17 protein-coding genes are annotated in these 18,563 nt (G+C 34.5%); 10 read left to right on the forward strand and 7 right to left on the reverse strand.

Annotated elements, in window-relative coordinates:
* Positions 1–111 precede the first annotated feature (111 nt).
* A complete protein-coding gene (locus AB1K81_RS13910) occupies positions 112–1,167 on the forward strand; it encodes a M42 family metallopeptidase (protein WP_412977255.1) in 1,056 nt (351 codons plus the stop codon).
* 176 nt (positions 1,168–1,343) lie between these two features.
* On the forward strand, positions 1,344–1,859 hold the full coding sequence (locus AB1K81_RS13915; RefSeq protein ID WP_412977256.1) for a GrpB family protein: 516 nt from the start codon (positions 1,344–1,346) through the stop codon (positions 1,857–1,859).
* Positions 1,860–1,927: 68 nt separating this feature from the next.
* Here the strand turns inward: AB1K81_RS13915 and pgmB are convergent, their stop codons facing one another.
* The 5 genes from pgmB to AB1K81_RS13940 all read right to left on the reverse strand — a co-directional run bounded on the left by pgmB (position 1,928) and on the right by AB1K81_RS13940 (position 8,399).
* Positions 1,928–2,596, reverse strand: coding sequence for a beta-phosphoglucomutase (gene pgmB / locus AB1K81_RS13920; protein WP_412977382.1), 669 nt, complete (start codon positions 2,594–2,596; stop codon positions 1,928–1,930).
* A 27-nt stretch (positions 2,597–2,623) separates the two neighbouring features.
* Positions 2,624–4,909: a glycoside hydrolase family 65 protein gene (locus AB1K81_RS13925; protein ID WP_412977257.1), complete on the reverse strand. Its 2,286-nt coding sequence runs from the start codon at positions 4,907–4,909 to the stop codon at positions 2,624–2,626.
* A 46-nt stretch (positions 4,910–4,955) separates the two neighbouring features.
* Positions 4,956–5,723, reverse strand: coding sequence for a carbohydrate ABC transporter permease (locus tag AB1K81_RS13930; RefSeq protein ID WP_412977383.1), 768 nt, complete (start codon positions 5,721–5,723; stop codon positions 4,956–4,958).
* A 78-nt stretch (positions 5,724–5,801) separates the two neighbouring features.
* A complete protein-coding gene (locus tag AB1K81_RS13935; RefSeq protein ID WP_412977258.1) occupies positions 5,802–7,028 on the reverse strand; it encodes a carbohydrate ABC transporter permease in 1,227 nt (408 codons plus the stop codon).
* 93 nt (positions 7,029–7,121) lie between these two features.
* Complete coding sequence (locus AB1K81_RS13940; protein ID WP_412977259.1) at positions 7,122–8,399, reverse strand: extracellular solute-binding protein; 1,278 nt, start codon at positions 8,397–8,399, stop codon at positions 7,122–7,124.
* Between the two features lie 146 nt (positions 8,400–8,545).
* On the opposite strand from AB1K81_RS13940, the gene AB1K81_RS13945 reads away from it, so the two are divergent.
* Entirely contained in the window at positions 8,546–9,307 is a 762-nt protein-coding gene (locus AB1K81_RS13945; RefSeq protein WP_412977260.1) for an AraC family transcriptional regulator, read from the forward strand.
* A 28-nt stretch (positions 9,308–9,335) separates the two neighbouring features.
* Here the strand turns inward: AB1K81_RS13945 and trhA are convergent, their stop codons facing one another.
* Entirely contained in the window at positions 9,336–9,983 is a 648-nt protein-coding gene (trhA, locus tag AB1K81_RS13950; protein ID WP_412977261.1) for a PAQR family membrane homeostasis protein TrhA, read from the reverse strand.
* A 132-nt stretch (positions 9,984–10,115) separates the two neighbouring features.
* Between trhA and AB1K81_RS13955 the strand changes: the two genes are divergently transcribed.
* The 4 genes from AB1K81_RS13955 (at position 10,116) to AB1K81_RS13970 (ending at position 13,394) form a co-directional block, all read left to right on the forward strand.
* Positions 10,116–10,730, forward strand: a complete 615-nt coding sequence (locus AB1K81_RS13955) for a DUF1836 domain-containing protein (protein ID WP_412977262.1) — start codon at positions 10,116–10,118, stop codon at positions 10,728–10,730.
* Between the two features lie 10 nt (positions 10,731–10,740).
* Positions 10,741–11,697, forward strand: coding sequence for an LLM class flavin-dependent oxidoreductase (locus AB1K81_RS13960; RefSeq protein ID WP_412977263.1), 957 nt, complete (start codon positions 10,741–10,743; stop codon positions 11,695–11,697).
* Between the two features lie 241 nt (positions 11,698–11,938).
* Positions 11,939–12,547 (forward strand): DedA family protein, encoded by a 609-nt coding sequence (locus tag AB1K81_RS13965; RefSeq protein WP_412977264.1) that lies wholly within the window; start codon positions 11,939–11,941, stop codon positions 12,545–12,547.
* Between the two features lie 13 nt (positions 12,548–12,560).
* Positions 12,561–13,394, forward strand: coding sequence for an undecaprenyl-diphosphate phosphatase (locus tag AB1K81_RS13970; protein ID WP_412977265.1), 834 nt, complete (start codon positions 12,561–12,563; stop codon positions 13,392–13,394).
* 33 nt (positions 13,395–13,427) lie between these two features.
* Here AB1K81_RS13970 and AB1K81_RS13975 read toward each other — a convergent pair whose 3' ends face one another.
* Positions 13,428–13,577 carry a hypothetical protein gene (locus tag AB1K81_RS13975; protein ID WP_412977266.1) on the reverse strand — a complete coding sequence of 50 codons (150 nt, stop codon included), beginning with the start codon at positions 13,575–13,577 and terminating at the stop codon, positions 13,428–13,430.
* A gap of 452 nt (positions 13,578–14,029) precedes the next feature.
* On the opposite strand from AB1K81_RS13975, the gene aceB reads away from it, so the two are divergent.
* The 3 genes from aceB (at position 14,030) to AB1K81_RS13990 (ending at position 18,488) form a co-directional block, all read left to right on the forward strand.
* A complete protein-coding gene (gene aceB, locus AB1K81_RS13980) occupies positions 14,030–15,625 on the forward strand; it encodes a malate synthase A (RefSeq protein ID WP_412977267.1) in 1,596 nt (531 codons plus the stop codon).
* A complete protein-coding gene (gene aceA, locus AB1K81_RS13985; protein ID WP_412977268.1) occupies positions 15,622–16,893 on the forward strand; it encodes an isocitrate lyase in 1,272 nt (423 codons plus the stop codon). The genes aceB and aceA overlap by 4 nt, the downstream gene beginning before the upstream one ends.
* Before the next feature lie 407 nt (positions 16,894–17,300).
* Positions 17,301–18,488, forward strand: a complete 1,188-nt coding sequence (locus AB1K81_RS13990; RefSeq protein WP_412977269.1) for a C40 family peptidase — start codon at positions 17,301–17,303, stop codon at positions 18,486–18,488.
* The last annotated feature ends 75 nt before the right edge of the window (positions 18,489–18,563 follow it).

Below are 18,563 nucleotides of genomic sequence, written 5' to 3' on the forward strand. Positions count from 1 at the left end.
TACTTTTTGAAAATTTGAATAATTCCTTCGTGTAATAAATTGATATTTCTGTTCAAGAATTTCAATAAACAGTAAGATATAACTAAGAATTTTAAAGAGGAGCGGAGTAACATGACTACATATCCAAATGTCCAAGAAACAAAAGATCTTATTAAACAACTAGTATCTATTCCTAGTCCGACCGGATTTACTACTAATGTTATCCAGTTTGCAGAAGAATTCCTGCAAAAATTAAACGTAGAAACAAAGCGTAATCGTAAAGGCGGATTAATTGCAACATTACCCGGGACAAATCAAGATGAGCACCGTATGCTTACTGCCCATGTTGATACGTTAGGAGCCATGGTGAAGGAAGTAAAAAGCAATGGTCGTCTAAAGCTAGATTTAATTGGTGGATTCCGTTATAACTCTATCGAAGGAGAATATTGTGAAATTCATACATCAAGTGGCAAAGTCTATTCTGGTACTATTCTGATGCATCAGACTTCAGTCCATGTGTATAAAGATGCTGGAAAAGCAGAGAGAAACCAAGACAATATGGAAGTTCGGATTGATGCATTAGTAGATAATGCTGATGATGTACGAAACCTTGGAATTGAAGTAGGAGATTTTGTTTCCTTCGATCCACGTGTTCAAATAACAGATAATGGATTTATTAAGTCCCGTCATTTAGACGATAAGGCAAGTGTAGCAATATTATTACAACTAATTAAAAGGCTAAAGGAAGAAGATACTACTCTTCCATACACTACTCATTTTCTTATTTCTAATAATGAAGAAATCGGCTACGGTGGTAATTCCAATATAACGCCAGAAACAGTGGAATATTTAGCTGTTGATATGGGGGCGATGGGAGATGGCCAGTCCACAGATGAGTATACGGTATCGATTTGTGTGAAAGATTCTACTGGTCCATATCATTATGGCTTGCGTAAACGATTAGTAGAGCTAGCAGAAGCAAATAGTATAGGATATAAGCTCGATATATATCCATTTTATGGTTCGGATGCATCGGCAGCAATTAAATCAGGACATGATATTGTTCATGGTTTAATTGGTCCGGGAATTGATTCTTCTCATGCTTACGAGCGTACGCATGAAAAGTCATTAATTAATACGGAAAAATTAGTCTACCATTATGTTTTATCTGATATGATATCTTATTAAGGAAGAATGGCGTACTTTATATAGTACGCCATTTTTTTAGTAGTTGAACAGAAGTTGGAAAATGTGTTGAAAATATCTTGATTCGTACTATTAATGGCATTAACTTATAAGGAACAGGCTATAATGTTATACTTTATTTCACTAAGTAGTATGAATCCTAAGGAGAGCATTTCAAAATGAAAGTTAGACTTACAGGTTATTGTGCAGAATGGTTGAAAATGTATCAGTCGGAGGCCGATTTTTTGAAAACAATATTTAACGATGAAATTATCCGTTGTGAACATTTTGGTAGTACTTCAGTCCCTGGAATGAAAGCTAAGCCCGTTATTGACATGCTCTGTATTGTAAAAGACATAGGGAAGATAGATTTGTATAATAGTAAAATGTCTTCATTTGGTTATGATGTTGCTTTAGAATGGGGAATTAGTGGTAGAAGGCTATTTCGAAAGGGCGGGGAAAATAGAACACATCATATTCATTTTTATCAATATGATAACCCTGAGATTGAACGTCATTTAATACTTCGTGATTATTTAAGGTCATGTCCTGATGAAGTAGAAAAGTATAGTCAATATAAACAAGAATTAGCCTCGCGATTTGAAGATACAAGGGAATATAGCAAAGCTAAAAAGCAATTTGTAACTGAGTTGGAACAAAGAGCCGTATTGTGGGCGAAAGATAGTAAAAAGTAGGTAATAGATACAATGATTTTAATGCTATGTTATAAAGAAAAGGAGCTGCTATGCTCCTTTTTCTATGGCTATTTATCAATTTTTACTTTCCAAGCATCTATCATTTCTTTTAAAGACAGATCTGAAGTTGTTTTAACTATATAGTCTGCTCCCTGTAAATAGATAGGATCACCAACTCCTACAGAAAACATACCTGCGTTTATAATGGCTTCGATACCGCTTTTAGCATCCTCGATAGCAATACATTCTGCTGGACTTACTTCTAGGATGGAAGCTGCTTTTAAAAATAGATCGGGAGCAGGTTTCCCTTTTTCTACGGTGTTGGGGTCCGCAATTGCATCAAACAAATCATCTATTTTAAGTGCCCTCAGAACAGTGGGGGCATTTTTACTAGCTGAAGCTAATCCTAATTTATATCCCTCTTTCTTAATGGTTATTAATAAATCGTGAATTCCAGGTAGTAAATGGTCAGGTGTTAACTGTGAGAGTAATTTTATATAGTAGTTGTTTTTCTCAGTTGCTAATTTGACTTTTTCTTCTTCTGTAAAGTCTTGTTGTTTTTGACCAAAAATTAGAATTCGCTCTAAGGATTCCATTCGAGATATTCCTTTTAACTGATCATTGAATGTAGTATCTAAAGAGATGTTAATTTGGTGGGCGCATTGTTGCCAAGCTTGAAAATGTAATTCAGCAGTATCTGTAATCACACCGTCTAAATCAAAAATAAATGCTTTTATCACCAAGAAAACTCCAATCTAAATTTATTAAACGGTTAGAACTACTGGTTGATTCTTTGTTAAGGTGTAATGTTCTTTCCAAATATACAAACTAATAGGTTCTCCTGATAATAGTTCAACTCTGAATTCCTTATGTGTTTTAGTAACTAGCAGTAAACGACCTCTATATCGGATGTGGAATGCAAAGCCTTCCCATTGTTTTGGTAATCTTGGACGGAAATGTAATCCACTTTCCTTTAAGCGTAAACCGGCAAATCCTGCAACAATTGCCATCCAAGTACCGCCCATATTAGCCATATGAAGTCCATCTTTTGTGTTGCCATGTAGATTATCTAAATCTAATCTAGCAGTCTCAAGAAAGTAATTGTATGCTTTCTCAAGATAACCAATTCTAGCTGCCATCATGCTAAATACGCATGAAGATAATGAAGAGTCATGAGTCGTTACCTTTTCATAGTATTGATAAGACGCCTTTATGACATCTTCTGGCTGTTCATCCTCTACTAGAAAATGAGCAAGCACGGTATCTGCTTGTTTACAAACTTGATAGCGATAGATGGTTAATGGATGATAATGAAGTAATAATGGATAATGGTCATCAGGTGTTCCTTCAAAATCCCAAACTTCCTTCTGTAAGAACGTATCATCTTGTGGATTAATATTTAAATCTCTATCGACTGGTAAGTACATGTTTTCTGCTGCCATTTGAAAGCTTTTTAATTCTTTATCATTTAGTGAGATTCTATTCTTTAGATATTCCCAGTGTACTGAATCTTCATGTTTCAATATATTTGCTATCTTGAGAGCCCATTGTAAATTATATTTAGCCATTACATTCGTATAATAATTATTATTGACAATGGCTGTATATTCGTCTGGGCCAGTAATAGTATTGATTTTAAAGTTCCCATCATGATAATGACCGATGTCTAACCAAAGTCTAGCTGTTTCTATTAGTACCTCTGCTCCGAATTCCTTCATAAATTCTAAATCCTCTGTAGCAAGATAATATTGAACATAGCTATATGCAATATCTGCGCTAATATGGTATTGCGCAGTTCCTGCAGGATAATAGGACGAGCATTCCGTACCTGAAATCGTTCTCCATGGATATAGAGCGCCCTGTTTATGTCCCATTTCTTTTGCTCTATCTCTAGCAAAATCCAGTATAGAGTATCGGTAGATTAATAATTTTTTTGCAAGCTCGGGATTAGTCATAATGAACATAGGCAAAAGATAAATTTCCGTATCCCAGAAGTAATGACCTTCGTATCCTTCACCTGATAATCCTTTAGCAGCTATACTTGTTTTTCCATCTTGGCCAGCAGACTGAAGTAAATGGAATAGATTAAACCGAATTGCTTCTTGTATTTTGTCATCACCGTAAATACAAACATCTGTATTTTTCCAAAATGAAGCCAAGTATTCTTCTTGTAGATGTAACAAATCATGAAAAGAAAGATTTGTTATCTTTTTCTTTAGAGATAACAGAGCTTCTTGTAAATCTTCATATTTAGTTGAATCGGTAATAAGTGTTCTTTTATCAATAAAAGTTTTCTCTGTTAAAGTAAAATCTACTTTAGTCTCAATATCTAGTTCGTTCATTTTATAACGGTAGGATGCGTTAGAATCAGAAACATTTACATGAGAAAGTACAGCAGCACGTAATTTAGACGTTTCGGTTTCTACATCTACATAACTACTATCCTCAATCCAAGATAGGTTAATAATGGATAATCGTTTAGAATCATCACTAGCAACTCGGGGATCATCCTTATCTGCAAAGTTCTTCACATCACCATTTATTCGAGAGATAACGCTTATAGGAACGTTACCATTCATCGGAGTAAGCGTAATATATTGTTGGAAAAGTTCGCGAGTATGAAATGAAACAAGACGTTTGAAATTGACGTTTATTTCAATTCCATTACTTGACCTCCAATGTAAAACACGTTCTGTTATCCCTTGATCTAAATGAAGAATACGCTCGTAGTGAAGTACTTCCCCAGAAAATAGGGATATTTTTTCCTGATTTCCTTCTTCGCCAACCCATATTTCTATAGATTGCGTGTCAATAACATTAAGAAGTTTTTGTTGATTCTCAGGAAAACCATATAATTTTTCACCATATGGTATTGTTACAATGTCATGAAACCCATTAATATAGGAGCCTTGAATCGTTTTTGTATGTGGTGGTAATCCTTCTTCTAAATTTCCACGAATGCCAATGTAACCATTGCCGTTAAAATACAAGCTTTCTTCAATATGTAATGATTCGATATCTACTGCAGTAGATTTTACCTTCCACGACAAGATGTATCACTCCTTGACCATTAAAATAATAGATAATATTTCCAACTTATTCTTTAACGCCACCAGATGTCAGTCCAGAAACAATCTGTCTTTGAAAAATTAATACGATAATTAGGGTCGGTATTGTTACAATCGTAGTCGCAGCAGCAACTTCTCCCCATAGGATGGAAAATTGATCGCGTAAAAATGAGATTGCTACTGGAACAGTATGAAATTTGGATTCAGTATTTAATGTTATTGTTAATAAAAATTCATTCCAAGCAGCTATAAAAGTAATGATAGCAGTTGTGAAAACTCCAGGTGCTGCTAATGGGAATACAATTTTGGTCAGTGTTTGGACTCTCGTTGCGCCATCAATTTTCGCTGATTCTTCTAGGGCAAGCGGTATTTGATTAAAGTGTGTAACTAAAATCCATACTGCCATAGGTAATGTGATTGTAGAATAAGGCAAAATAATAAAATAACTGTTTAGCCAACCTAAATCATAGAATAAATTATATACAGGACCTGTAATAATCATTTGTGGAAACATAGAAACGGCTAGCACTAGCCCAAGTAAAATGCTCTTTCCTTTAAAATGAAAACGCGAGATAGCATAAGCGCAAAGTGAAGCAACCAGAATGACATATATAGTTGTCGATGTTGCAACAACGAAACTATTAAAAATAGCACGTAGAATTCCTTTCTCAAACAAAATCGTGATATAGTTTTTCAGAGTTGGTTCTTCTGGAATGATATTGAAAGCACCGGTACCAAAAATCTCACCATTCGTTTTAAAGGAAGTAATGAAAATCCATAAAAAAGGAAAAACCATTATAAATAAATAGCCAGTGACAACAATGCCAAACAGTAAGAGTAACTTTCTTTTAGATGTTTTCAATTAACTCCCTCCTTATTTTCGGTCAAGTAAATTTGTACCGAGTAGTCGAACGAAAATGATCGCGATAATCGCAACACATACAAACATAATCATTACTACAACTGATCCATAACCGAAGTTTGTTTGACCAAACATCGTTTTATAAGCATAGATAGACATCGTTTCGGTTGAACCACCAGGTCCACCACCAGTTAATACAAATATTAAGTCAAATACTCGGAAAGCATCGAGTGTTCGAAATAACAAAGCTACTAAAATAGAAGACTTTAATAACGGTAGTGTGACAGAGAAGAAACTCTTGAACTTCGATGCACCGTCAATTGATGCAGCCTCATACAAGCTACCAGGAATAGTCTGAAGCCCTGCGAGTAGTAGTAAGGCCATATATGGGGTTGTTTTCCAAACGTCTGCAAGAATAGTAGCAACCATTGCCCCGCCCTGGCTAAGTAATAAATCTTGAGATTGGCTAATAAGTCCTAGATTTTCAAAGAAGTGTGCAACAATGCCACTAGTGCCATCATATAAATAGCTCCACATTAATGCGGCAACTGCGGTAGGTATTGCCCACGGTATAAGGGAAGTAGTCCGAACCAATCCTTGCCCTTTAATAGCTTTATTAAGTATTAAAGCAAGTCCTAATCCAAGAACAAGTTCAAGAGAAACGGAAACAACCGTAAACAAAATCGTATTCCATAATGCAATGTGAACCCGTTTATCTCCTAATGCATCCTTATAAGCCTGTAATCCGATAAAGTTAGATGGAATGATGCTTTTATTTAAATCTTCAACGAGAAGAGGAAGACTGTCTTTGTGTGTTAAGGTATAATTTGATGTTAAGTCTTGGATCAAGCGCTTAGTGTTTTCATAGAGTTGGACAATCTCTGTTCGTTCTTCATTTGTAATTTGAATTACACCTTTTAATTCCTTATATGGTTGCGTAACACTTTTTACTTGGTCTAATATTTCCTCTGTCCTTTGTTTATCTTGATTATTGGTTATATTATGAAGGTCTTCAGAAAGAAATAAATCAATATATAATGCGGTTTCGTTAAATAAGTCGGTATTAAATCTTTCGTTTACAAATAAACCGGCTTTCTGTTGATCATTCAACTTATAATCAAATAATGTGTAGGTCACAGATTGGATAACTGGCCACAAAGAGAATACCCCGATAAGGATTAATGTAGGTAATAAATATAACCAACCGGTAAATCCCAATTTATGTTTCAATGCTTTCACCTCTCAAAGGTCAAATGTGAGCTTGCTATTAAAGGGAAACTCCTTATGAAAGTAGCTCATAAGGAGTTTCTATCAAAATAATATTTAGACGTATTATTCTGCTTTGGTAGCTTCTTCAATTGCGCTGGCCGCTGCATCAATTCCTTCACCAGAGCTTAAATATTTATGAGCTTCCACTTGGATAGTGTCAGATACAGCATTATATTCAGGTGAAACAGGTCGAGCAAGGGTATTTGCTAATGCATTCTGGAATCCAGGATAAGAAAGTAATTCATTTCCAGCTATTACTTCATCATCTTCTAGTAATGCATTAAAGCCAGGTAAATATCCACCTTCAGTAGCCATAATTTTTTGTCCTTCTTCACCAGCTGCAAATTTGATAAATTCCCAAGCACCTTCAATATTTTTAGAGTTTTTATTAATACTTAGTAACCAACCACCGACAGATCCACCATTTGGTAGTGGGGCAATTCCTACTTGATCAAGTGAAATCGTTACGCCATCTTCTTGGCCACTGATACGACCAAATTGGTATGGCCAGTTACGAGAGAATACGGCATTTCCTTGCTCGAAGTTAGTATGGGTTTCTGCTTCTGTATAGTTTAATAGGTCACTAGGCGAGAACTCCGCTGTTGTAAATTTATACATTGCTTCTAAACCAGCCTGAATATCAGAGAAGGAATTAGTAAATTCGGTAACATTTACAGTTAGACCTTCATATTGTTGGGATTGGTATAGAAAACCATATTTTGTATCGGCTTCACCTGTATATTTTTCAGCCATCGCATATAAGTCATCATATGTGTACTCTCCACTGTCTAAAATTGCAGCATCTTCTTCACTGACAATATCACTACGGTAATATAATAGCCCTAGGTCAGGGAAGAAAGGTAATGTATATTGCTTACCTGTATAATTACCAGAAGCCATAGATCCAGCATTAAACTGGTCCTTACTAAATCCTGCCTCATTCATCATTACATCAATCGGTTCTAAAAAGCCTGCACCTGCAAACTCTCCAGCCCATACTACATCAAGTGAAAGAACATCATATTCACTAGACCCACTATTTAACGAATTTAAAAGTTGGTCATGCATTTGTGCAGAATCATTCGTTAAAGCATCCCACTCAGCAACATACTTATCTTGACTAGCATTAAACGCATCGATTAATGCTTGTGTAGCAGGTGTGTTATCGTTTTGTAAACCTAGCTTAAGTGTAATTTTTTCATCGGTTGTTGTATCAGTATCATGAGTAGAGTCATTATTCGAGTCTGTATTAGTATTATCATTGTCCTCACCAGAGCAAGCAGCTAAAGTTAATACCACTGATAAAATACATAAAAAGAAAAACGATTTTAGGATTTTCATTCTTGTCCCCCCTAATTATTAGTATTACGGTCATTACAAAATAGAATGCCGTATTACTTTAATTTGTATTGTAAAGGCTTACATAATATAATTATATTTAAATATTAAGATTTTTATAAATATATTAAGGTGTTGGGAGGCAGTTGATGAAAAAGGTATCGACTATTCAACACGATGTAATTAAACAGTTCTTTGTAACAAGGAAAGAAAATGAGGAATCATTTTTTGCACATCCTTCTTATCAACTTGAACAAGAATTGCTTCATTGGATAACACAGGCAGATGAGGAGAAGGCAAAAGATGTTCTATTAAAAATAAATAATTTAGAGAAAGCAAAGCTTTCGCCTAACCCTGTTCGATCACTAAAAAACTCATTAATTTGTTCCTGTACATTATTCACTAGAGCGACTATTAAGGCGGGAGTTACTCCTGAATACGCCTTTGATTTAAGTGATATTTATATACGAGAGATTGAAAAGGTTGATTTGCCAGAGGAGTTACAGGCTATTGAATATGAAATGGTCATAACATTTATTAAAGCTGTTAGAGATTATAGAAAAGATCCGTATCAAAATGAGATTGTCGATAAGGCAATTCATTATATCCATGATCATATTTTGCAGTCTATTTCTTTATCTGAAGTAGCAGATGCAGCAAATGTTAGTGCAAATTATTTATCATCCCTGTTTCATAAAGTCGTTGGGATTCCATTGAAAGAATATATTAATAGGAAAAAAATTGAGGAATCAAAGTATTTTTTAGAGCATACTAATTCTTCGTTACTTGACATCGCTCTTTTATTTGGATTTAGTGACCAAAGCTACTATACAGTATTGTTTCGAAAATATAATGGGATAACACCGAAAAAGTACAGACAATTAGGAAACCAAACTTATAGCAAAAAATAACGAGTGGCAATTGAGCCACTCGTTAATCTTATAATACATAATAATAGATACACAAGAAATGAAATAAACTACCAACCAATATAAAAATATGAAAAATCTCATGAAATCCCATATGTTTAAATTCAAGAAACTTTGGTTTTAACCAATAGATAACAGCTCCAACTGTATATGATATACCACCCAGTATAAGTAAAGTCATCCCAACTGGAGACATGATGTCGACTAAGGAAGGACTAAAGAAAATGATAAGCCATCCCATGACAACATATATAGCGGTAGATAACCATCGAGGTGCTTTGAACCAAATTAATTTATATAAAACACCTAATATAGCCAGTCCATTTACGATAGCAAAAACTACCCATCCCATAGTCCCGCCAAGTCCTATTAAACAAATTGGTGTATACGTTCCTGCGATTAAGACAAATATCATCGAGTGGTCTATTTTCCTTAAGAAAGCAATAATATGATCTTTTGCTACTACCATATGATAGGTAGCAGATGCCGAATAAAGTAAAATTAAGCTTATTCCAAAGATGATCACCGCAGTAATTGCTAATACGGAACCTGTGTCGATAGAAGCTTTAATTACTAAAGCTAATAGTCCGGCAAAAGAAAGTAATGCTCCAAATAAATGTGTAAAACCATTAATTGGTTCGCGAATATAGGTTTTCATGTTAATAACACCTCTTAATGTAGTTTTAATAACTACATATAACAATACATGTATTTCATCATGTAGTCAAGGTTTACTTTCTGGGAAAAGTTAAAGTATAATGAAGAAAAATAAACATAGAGGATTTTGACATTGAAAAATATAGATAATTTAATAGAAGAGTTACATTTAGATAATCAATTATTATTAGAAGAAATGCCTGATTTAGGATTGTATATGGACCAAGTAATACAAATTTTTGAGAATAAATTACAACAGTCTAAACGAAATGAAGAGGACAAAGTCTTAACCAAGACTATGATCAATAACTATGCGAAAGGTAAACTATTTTTTCCTATTCAGAACAAGAAATATTCTAAAAAGCATTTAGTGTTAATTAGTCTTATTTATCAATTAAAAGGGGCTCTTTCCATTAATGATATTAAGATAACCCTTGATAAGTTAAATGGGAAAATTACTAATGACGATTTTAACGTAGAGAAAATATATAGTAGTTATTTGAAGCTATCAGAATTTAATATAGAACGATTTACTGGTGATACTAAGGATGCACGAGAAGAAGTAGCTAGAGAAGTAAGCGAATTACAAGATGAGGATTCGGAGTACTTAGAGCAACTTCTACTAATTGCCTCATTAGTTAATATGAGTAATCTCTACCGTAAATTAGCCGAGAAGCTAGTGGATAATCTCCCTAGAGAAATAGAAGTAAAAGAAAAGGTAAAAGAGAATAAGAAAAAGGATTCGTAGGTGATATATTTTGAAACTCAGTATATTAGATCAAGCACCAATTGTAAAAGGGAAATCAGCAAAAGATGCTCTAGAAGAGTCTGTTAATTTAGCGCAGCTAGGGGAAAGGTTAGGGTATCATCGTTACTGGATTGCAGAACATCATGACTTAAATGGACTTGCTTGTCCAGCACCAGAGGTAATGCTTGGTGCAATCGGAATAAAGACAACGAGTATACGAATAGGAGCAGGTGCGATATTGCTTCCGCATTATAAACCATACAAAGTGGCTGAGACCTTTAATCTACTAGCAACTTTGTATCCAGGTAGAGTAGATTTAGGATTAGGAAGGTCCCCGGGAGGTTCTGCTGAAGCATCAGTTGCTTTGTCAGGGAATTTTTTAGAAAATGTCAGAAACATGCCAGAGGCAATGGATGAATTGCTGCATTTTTTTCATCAAGATTTTAATGAGGATAATTTGTTTTCCAAAATTAAACCAACTCCAGTGCCTGATATTTTACCAGTACCATGGCTTTTAGGAACAAGCGGAAAAAGTGCAGTATTAGCAGCAGAAAAAGGAATGAATTATGCATTTGGACATTTTATGAGTGATCAAGACGTAAAACCTACTATTTCTACATATAGACAGTTGATGAAAGAAAATCATCCTAACAAAAATCCTAACATAATTCTTGCGGTAAATATCTATTGTGCACAATCATCAGAGGAAGCTGAAAGGCTTGCATATGAAAGCTTTAAGTGGAGTGTAAATAAAGATTCACAGTTATCGAAGGAACAAGAAGATGAATTTAATGAACTACGTAATAAAATGATCATTGGTAATCCGACAGAAGTAAAAGCGACATTATATGAATTCGAACAAAATTATCAAGTTAGTGAGTTCATGGTGCTAACCAATACACCTACCTATGAATCAAGAAATAAATCTTATGAACTATTAGCAGAAGCAATACTAATGGAACAGTAGCCACTCTTTATGAGAGTGGCTACTTTTTTGAAGAAAATTATATTATAGTGTAAATGATATAATTATTAATTTTAGAAAGCGTATTTTCCATTAGGGTAAATTTACTTTAAAAATGCCATTTTACACTAGACTACTTGTTCATAGTTCAGATATAGTAAAGTGTGCATATATAACCTAAAACAAGATTATATTTATATGGACAAACAATATTAAAGTGTAATATGTCTTATGGAGGTACTATATGCAAGAGTGGATAACGAGTATTATGGAACAATTCGGCTATCTTGGTATTTTCTTTATGATGGCATTAGAAAATGTATTTCCCCCAATACCATCTGAAATTGTTTTACCATTTGGGGGATTTATGACGACAAACTCAGCACTAACAGTTTCCGGAGTAATTGTAACTGCCACTACTGGATCAATACTTGGGGCAATAATTCTTTATGGTATAGGCTTACTAATTGATGTAAAACGATTGGAAAAAATCATAGATAGATGGGGACACCTTATTCGAATAAATAAAGAGGATATACATAAAGCAGATCGTTGGTTTGATAAATATGGTTATTGGACTGTATTATTTTGTCGTATGATACCATTAGTCAGAAGTTTAATATCGATACCAGCTGGTATGTCTAATATGAGTTTTACTTTGTTCATATTGTTTACTTTGATCGGTACATTAATTTGGAATGTCATTTTAATCATGATTGGTGTTGTATTAGGGGAAAACTGGCAAGATATATTAGGGTTTATGGATATGTATTCAACCATAACTTATGCATTTATTACTGGAGTCGTGATAATAGTTGTTATCTTGTTTATTGTAAAGAGGATTCGAAAATAAAGGAGAAATTAAAATGGAGTTTTATGAAATTCTAAAAGCTATTATTTTAGGTTTAGTAGAAGGTTTAACGGAATTTGCCCCGGTATCATCAACCGGTCATATGATTATAGTGGATGATATGTGGCTAAAATCAGAGGAATTTCTCGGGAAATACCCTGCGAATACATTCAAAATTGTAATCCAACTAGGATCTATATTAGCAGTTGTAGTAGTTTTTTGGAGACGATTTGTTGATTTATTAGGGATTAATCGACTTATAAATAAACGAGCCGTACCAAACAAACAACGTCTTAAGTTATCTCAAGTCATTGTAGGTCTTATTCCTGCAGGGGTATTTGGTGTATTATTTGAAGATTATATTGATGAATATTTGTTCTCAACAGAAACTGTATTAATTGGTTTACTTCTTGGTGCTATATTAATGATTGTTGCCGACCGATATGCTTCACCTAAGCCACCGGCGGAATCAGTTGATCAAATTACCTATAAACAAGCACTTACTGTAGGGTTAATTCAATGTTTCTCACTATGGCCTGGTTTTTCAAGGTCAGGAGCAACCATTTCTGGCGGGGTGTTAATGGGGATGAGTCATAGAGCTGCTGCAGATTTTACTTTTATTATGGCGGTACCGATTATGGCAGGTGCAAGTTTCCTTTCCTTGCTTAAGAACTGGCAATACTTTACTGTTGATGCATTACCATTCTTTATAGTTGGATTCATAAGTGCTTTTGTATTTGCCTTAATTTCGATTAAATTTTTCTTAAAACTGATTAATCGAATTAAATTAGTACCGTTTGCGGTTTATCGTATTATATTAGTTGTGATTATCTTTGTGTTTTTCTTATAAGATGAAAAGAGGATATATCTAGTGGTAAACTCATTAGATATATCCTCTTTGGTCTAATTGAAAGTATCGTTTTACTAATCCACTACTTGTTAGTAACTCAAATAAACTAATTAGCTCAGGTTGGAAAGTAGTTGGATGCTTTTCACTATTCTTCGTAATTTCCTCATTATCTTCCCAAAACAACTGAAATCTTAATTTGTTGTTATAACTGCAAAAAACGGAGGTGAATTTAATTTTTTACATATATTGCTGTAAAAAAATCGCAACAGAAGTTATTATTCTAATTCCTAATACGGGTTTCTTAAATATAGCCTTATCCCCTCTATACTTTCTGTAGTTCTATTTATGTATATTTAAGAGCAAGATCAAAAAGATAGTATCAAAAAAGGAATAACATCATATTGTGTATCATAACAATTTTATAATATTATTAACTGTTATATAAAAGGTGGTGTATTCGTTGAAAAAACAAACTGAAAGATGCCCCGAATGTGGTACTTACGTTGAAAACTTAGGTTTTACGCTTGAGTGTGAATATTGCTTATCAAAAAAAGAAGAGTAATTTTTTTTGGATACCCTGTTATATAACATATTTTCGCGTATAATCGTGTATTACAACAATTGGGAGGGGTTGCATGAATCATCAACTAGAAGTTTCTGGTTATGTAATCAATCAGGAACAAATATTGACTGATGAAGCTTTACTTTTTCTAAAAGAGCTTCACTTTCGTTTTGATAATCTGAGAAAAGAACTGTTAGGAAAGAGAAAAGAATTGCAAGAAACACTTAACCAGGGGAACACGCTGAATTTCTTAGAAGAAACAGCTACTATCCGAAACAGTGAATGGACTATTGCACCACTTCCGGAAGACTTACAGGATAGAAGAGTGGAAATTACAGGGCCAGTTCAGAGGAAAATGATTATCCATGCGTTAAATTCTGGTGCAAATGTATTTATGGCTGACTTCGAGGATGCAACATCGCCAACCTGGGAAAATATGGTCCATGGCCAACTAAATTTACGTGATGCCATTCGTCGAGAAATAGATTTTGTTGCTGAAAACGGGAAGGAATATAAATTAAATAAAGAAACAGCAGTCCTAATAGTAAGACCTAGAGGATGGCATTTAGAAGAAAAACATTTGACCGTAAATGGTGAGGCGATGTCTGGTAGTTTATTTGATTTTGGTCTTTACTTTTTTCATAATGCCAAACAACTAATTGAAAATGGCACCGGGCCATATTTTTATCTGCCAAAGCTAGAACATTATAAAGAAGCTCGTCTGTGGAATGAGGTTTTCTTATTTGCAGAGGAATGGCTAGGTATTCCAAGTGGGACGATTAAAGCTACCGTATTAATAGAAACGATAACTGCTGCATTTCAAATGGATGAGATTTTATATGAGTTAAAGGAACATTCGGCAGGCTTAAATTGTGGAAGATGGGATTACATCTTCAGTTTTATAAAGAAATTCCACCAGCATGATAGTGTAATTTTTCCAAACCGTGCTTCTGTTACAATGGAGACTCCATTTATGAGAGCCTATTCTTTACAGCTCATCAAAACCTGTCATAAACGAAATGCACCAGCAATAGGAGGGATGTCAGCACAAATTCCAGTAAAGAATGATGCTGCTCTCAATAAAGTTGCTTTTAACAAAGTGCGTATTGACAAAGAAAGAGAAGTTCGAGACGGACATGATGGTACATGGGTTGCTCATCCGGGAATGGTTTCACTTGTAAAAGAAGTATTTAATAAAGGAATGTCTAGTTCTAATCAAATTGATAGAAAATTAGAATATCATATTACAAGCAAGGAATTACTAGAAATACCACAAGGGAAAATAACTTTTGACGGCTTGAGGATTAACATTAGTGTTAGTATCGAATATATTGCTGCTTGGTTAAGGGGTATAGGCGCGGTCCCTATAAATAACCAAATGGAAGATGCTGCCACAGCTGAAATTTCGAGAGCACAAGTTTGGCAGTGGGTTAAGCACCCTAAAGGAAAACTAGAAGATAATACGAAGATTACGATTGAACTCGTAGATAAGATTGTTAAATCGGAGTTAGAAAATATTCGAACAAAAATTGGGGAAGATTTCGACACAAGTAAATACGTAGAGGCCTCTGAAATTTTTACTAAGTTACTAAAGAGTGATGTGTTTATCGAATTTTTAACTTTACCTGCCTATGAGGTGTTATTAAAAGAAGGGAGAAGATTGCGATGACCAATTTACGTGTTGAACAATTACAAGAAGATTGGGAGAATAACAGTAGATGGGAAGGTGTAGAAAGACCTTATAAAGCAGAAGATGTGGTTCGGTTACGGGGATCAATAGATATAGAATATACGTTGGCAAAGATCGGTGCAAAAAAACTATGGGAAATGCTACGTAGTGATTTTTATGTCAAAGCATTGGGGGCGTTAACTGGGAATCAGGCGGTACAACAAGTTAAAGCGGGATTAAAAGCAATTTACTTAAGCGGGTGGCAAGTGGCAGCAGATGCAAATGTCGCAGGACAAATGTATCCAGACCAAAGCTTATACCCAGTAAATAGCGTACCAACAGTAGTAAAGCGTATTAATCAGGCATTACAACGTGCAGATCAAATACATTTTTTAGAAGGAAAAGAAGACATTGACTGGATAGTCCCAATAGTTGCTGACGCAGAAGCTGGGTTTGGTGGGCAATTAAATGTGTTTGAGCTTATGAAGTCAATGATTGAGGCGGGAGCAGCAGCAGTTCACTTTGAAGATCAGCTGTCTTCAGAAAAGAAATGTGGTCATCTTGGTGGAAAGGTATTACTTCCAACTCAAACAGCAATAAGAAATTTAATTGCAGCTCGATTTGCGGCAGATGTAATGGGAACATCAACAATTATAATTGCTAGAACCGATGCTAATGCAGCCGATTTAATCACAAGTGATATCGATCCTGGTGATGCAGATTTTATAACTAATGAAAGGACTACAGAGGGATTTTTCAGAACGAGAGCGGGAATTGAGCAGGCAATTGCTAGGGGAATATCGTATGCTCCATATGCTGATTTAATTTGGTGTGAAACATCTGAACCTAATCTAGAAGAAGCGAGGCAATTTGCTAATGCTATTCATGAGAAATATCCAAGTAAACTACTGGCATATAACTGTTCTCCATCATTTAACTGGAAGCAAAAGCTTTCTGATGAAGAGATTGCGAGTTTCCAAGATGAGCTTGCGAACATGGGATATAAATTCCAGTTTGTAACATTAGCAGGTTTCCATGCTTTAAATCATAGTATGTTTCAATTAGCAAGAGAATATAGTGAGTCGGGAATGGTTGCATATTCCGAGCTACAACAAAAAGAATTTGCCAGTGAGGAATTTGGTTATACTGCGACAAGGCATCAAAGAGAGGTCGGAACAGGGTACTTTGATGAAATTGCTCAAGTCATTTCAGGAGGAACATCATCTACGGTAGCGTTAAAAGGATCAACAGAAGAGGCACAATTTTAATATAATAGATTTATAGAAATTTATGAAAAACATCGTGAGTATGAGTCTCATGATGTTTTTCTTTTTGTAGGACACATAGTGTAATGAAGGAATAATGGACTGAGAATACTTCATCACAACCAGAAGAATTTATTCAACAAAACTAGCACCACCGATAAAAAAATTATTACCCTGAGAGATCTGTTAACTCCTAAGTAAATTGCCCTATTACTCTTCCTCTCATTAGAAATCTCCCCTGTCTTAGTACCTACTACTATCTTTTGAAATCTTTTTGTAACAGAACAATAATATTCATGAAATTAAGTAATGATATACTTCTAATTAACTAATAATAGACTTAATAGATTTGGAAAATAGATACATAGATTTAGTAGACTAGTTGGATGTCTAGAAAGCGGGGAAAGAAATTGAAAAAGTCTTTCATTACCATTACCACAGTTGCCATCATTGGTTTAACAAGTAATTTTGCTATTGATTCGGTACATGCAGAAAAAAGTTTATCAACTATTCAAAGTGAGCGATCTGATATTCAAAATAAACTTTCTAGCACCGAGGAAGAAATTGCCAATGTTTTGGTAGAGTTAGAAGAATTAAATGAAGAAATCAAGCAAGTAGATAGTGCATTAAAATCAAACCAAAACATGATTGATGATACAAATGCCCAAATTAAGACGACAGAAGAAGAAATTGCTGAATTAGAAGAGCAAATTGATACTCGATATGATATTTTGGGTAATAGAATGGTAAATTATCAAAAGAATGGTGGAAACCTTGGGTTTCTAGATGTAATCTTTGGATCGAATAGTTTTGCCGATTTTATTAGTCGCTTAACAGCAGTTAATAAGATTACTTCTTCTGATGCAGATTTAGTTAACCAATTAGAAGAAGATAAAGAAACCGTAGCTAAAAAGTTAGTAGAGTTATCTGACCTTCAAATCGAGCTTGAAGGAATGCAAGAAACTATTTTGGCGCAAAAAGAGCAAAATGAAGCGAAGAAAAAAGAACTAAGCGAAAAAGAAAACAGTCTCCAAGCAAAAATTAAAGACTTACAATTAAAAGATAGTCAATTAGCATCCATTGAAGCTCAAGTTAATCGTCAATTAGCTGCAAATCGTACTGCTTCAAATCCAGTAGCTTCAAGTGGAAATAATAATACATCGAATTCTAATGGTACGTTAACTCAATTAAGCAAGAATAATTCGCAAAGTGCACCAGTTGTTTCAAGTAATGTAGTTCAAACTGCAATCAATGCAGGGTATCCTCATTTAGGAACACCTTATGTATGGGCTGGTAAAGGTCCTGGTGGATTTGATTGTTCAGGGTTTGTTTCATGGGCTTACGCACAAGCGGGTATTTCACTACCATCAAGTACGGCTGCAATGCAATATTCCGGAACAAAGGTTTCATACAGTGATATTAGACCTGGCGATTTAGTATTCTTTAACACATATAAGACAAATGGTCACGTAGGAATTTACATAGGTAATGGTAAATTCATCGGTGCACAAAATTCGACAGGGTTGGCAATTGCTAATATGACATCCGGATATTGGAAAAATCATTTTAGTGGTCATGTAAGAAGAGTAGTAAACTAAATATTTTAAAATCCATTGATATAAGGGCCAAACTTTTCAATTTATTTGAGGAGTTTGGCCCTTATTTATTTTTTA

The sequence above is a fragment of the Ornithinibacillus jepli genome, assembly GCF_047228935.1.
Lineage (GTDB): Bacteria > Bacillota > Bacilli > Bacillales > Amphibacillaceae > Ornithinibacillus.

Bases quoted from the DNA above. Each gene is read 5' to 3' on its own strand.
- AB1K81_RS13910 (WP_412977255.1), top strand. From the start codon at position 112: ATGACTACATATCCAAATGTCCAAGAAACAAAAGATCTTATTAAACAA.
- AB1K81_RS13915 (WP_412977256.1), top strand. From the start codon at position 1,344: ATGAAAGTTAGACTTACAGGTTATTGTGCAGAATGGTTGAAAATGTAT.
- AB1K81_RS13930 (WP_412977383.1), bottom strand. From the start codon at position 5,723: ATGGTTTTTCCTTTTTTATGGATTTTCATTACTTCCTTTAAAACGAAT.
- AB1K81_RS13940 (WP_412977259.1), bottom strand. From the start codon at position 8,399: ATGAAAATCCTAAAATCGTTTTTCTTTTTATGTATTTTATCAGTGGTA.
- AB1K81_RS13945 (WP_412977260.1), top strand. From the start codon at position 8,546: ATGAAAAAGGTATCGACTATTCAACACGATGTAATTAAACAGTTCTTT.
- trhA (WP_412977261.1), bottom strand. From the start codon at position 9,983: ATGAAAACCTATATTCGCGAACCAATTAATGGTTTTACACATTTATTT.
- AB1K81_RS13965 (WP_412977264.1), top strand. From the start codon at position 11,939: ATGCAAGAGTGGATAACGAGTATTATGGAACAATTCGGCTATCTTGGT.
- AB1K81_RS13970 (WP_412977265.1), top strand. From the start codon at position 12,561: ATGGAGTTTTATGAAATTCTAAAAGCTATTATTTTAGGTTTAGTAGAA.
- aceB (WP_412977267.1), top strand. From the start codon at position 14,030: ATGAATCATCAACTAGAAGTTTCTGGTTATGTAATCAATCAGGAACAA.
- aceA (WP_412977268.1), top strand. From the start codon at position 15,622: ATGACCAATTTACGTGTTGAACAATTACAAGAAGATTGGGAGAATAAC.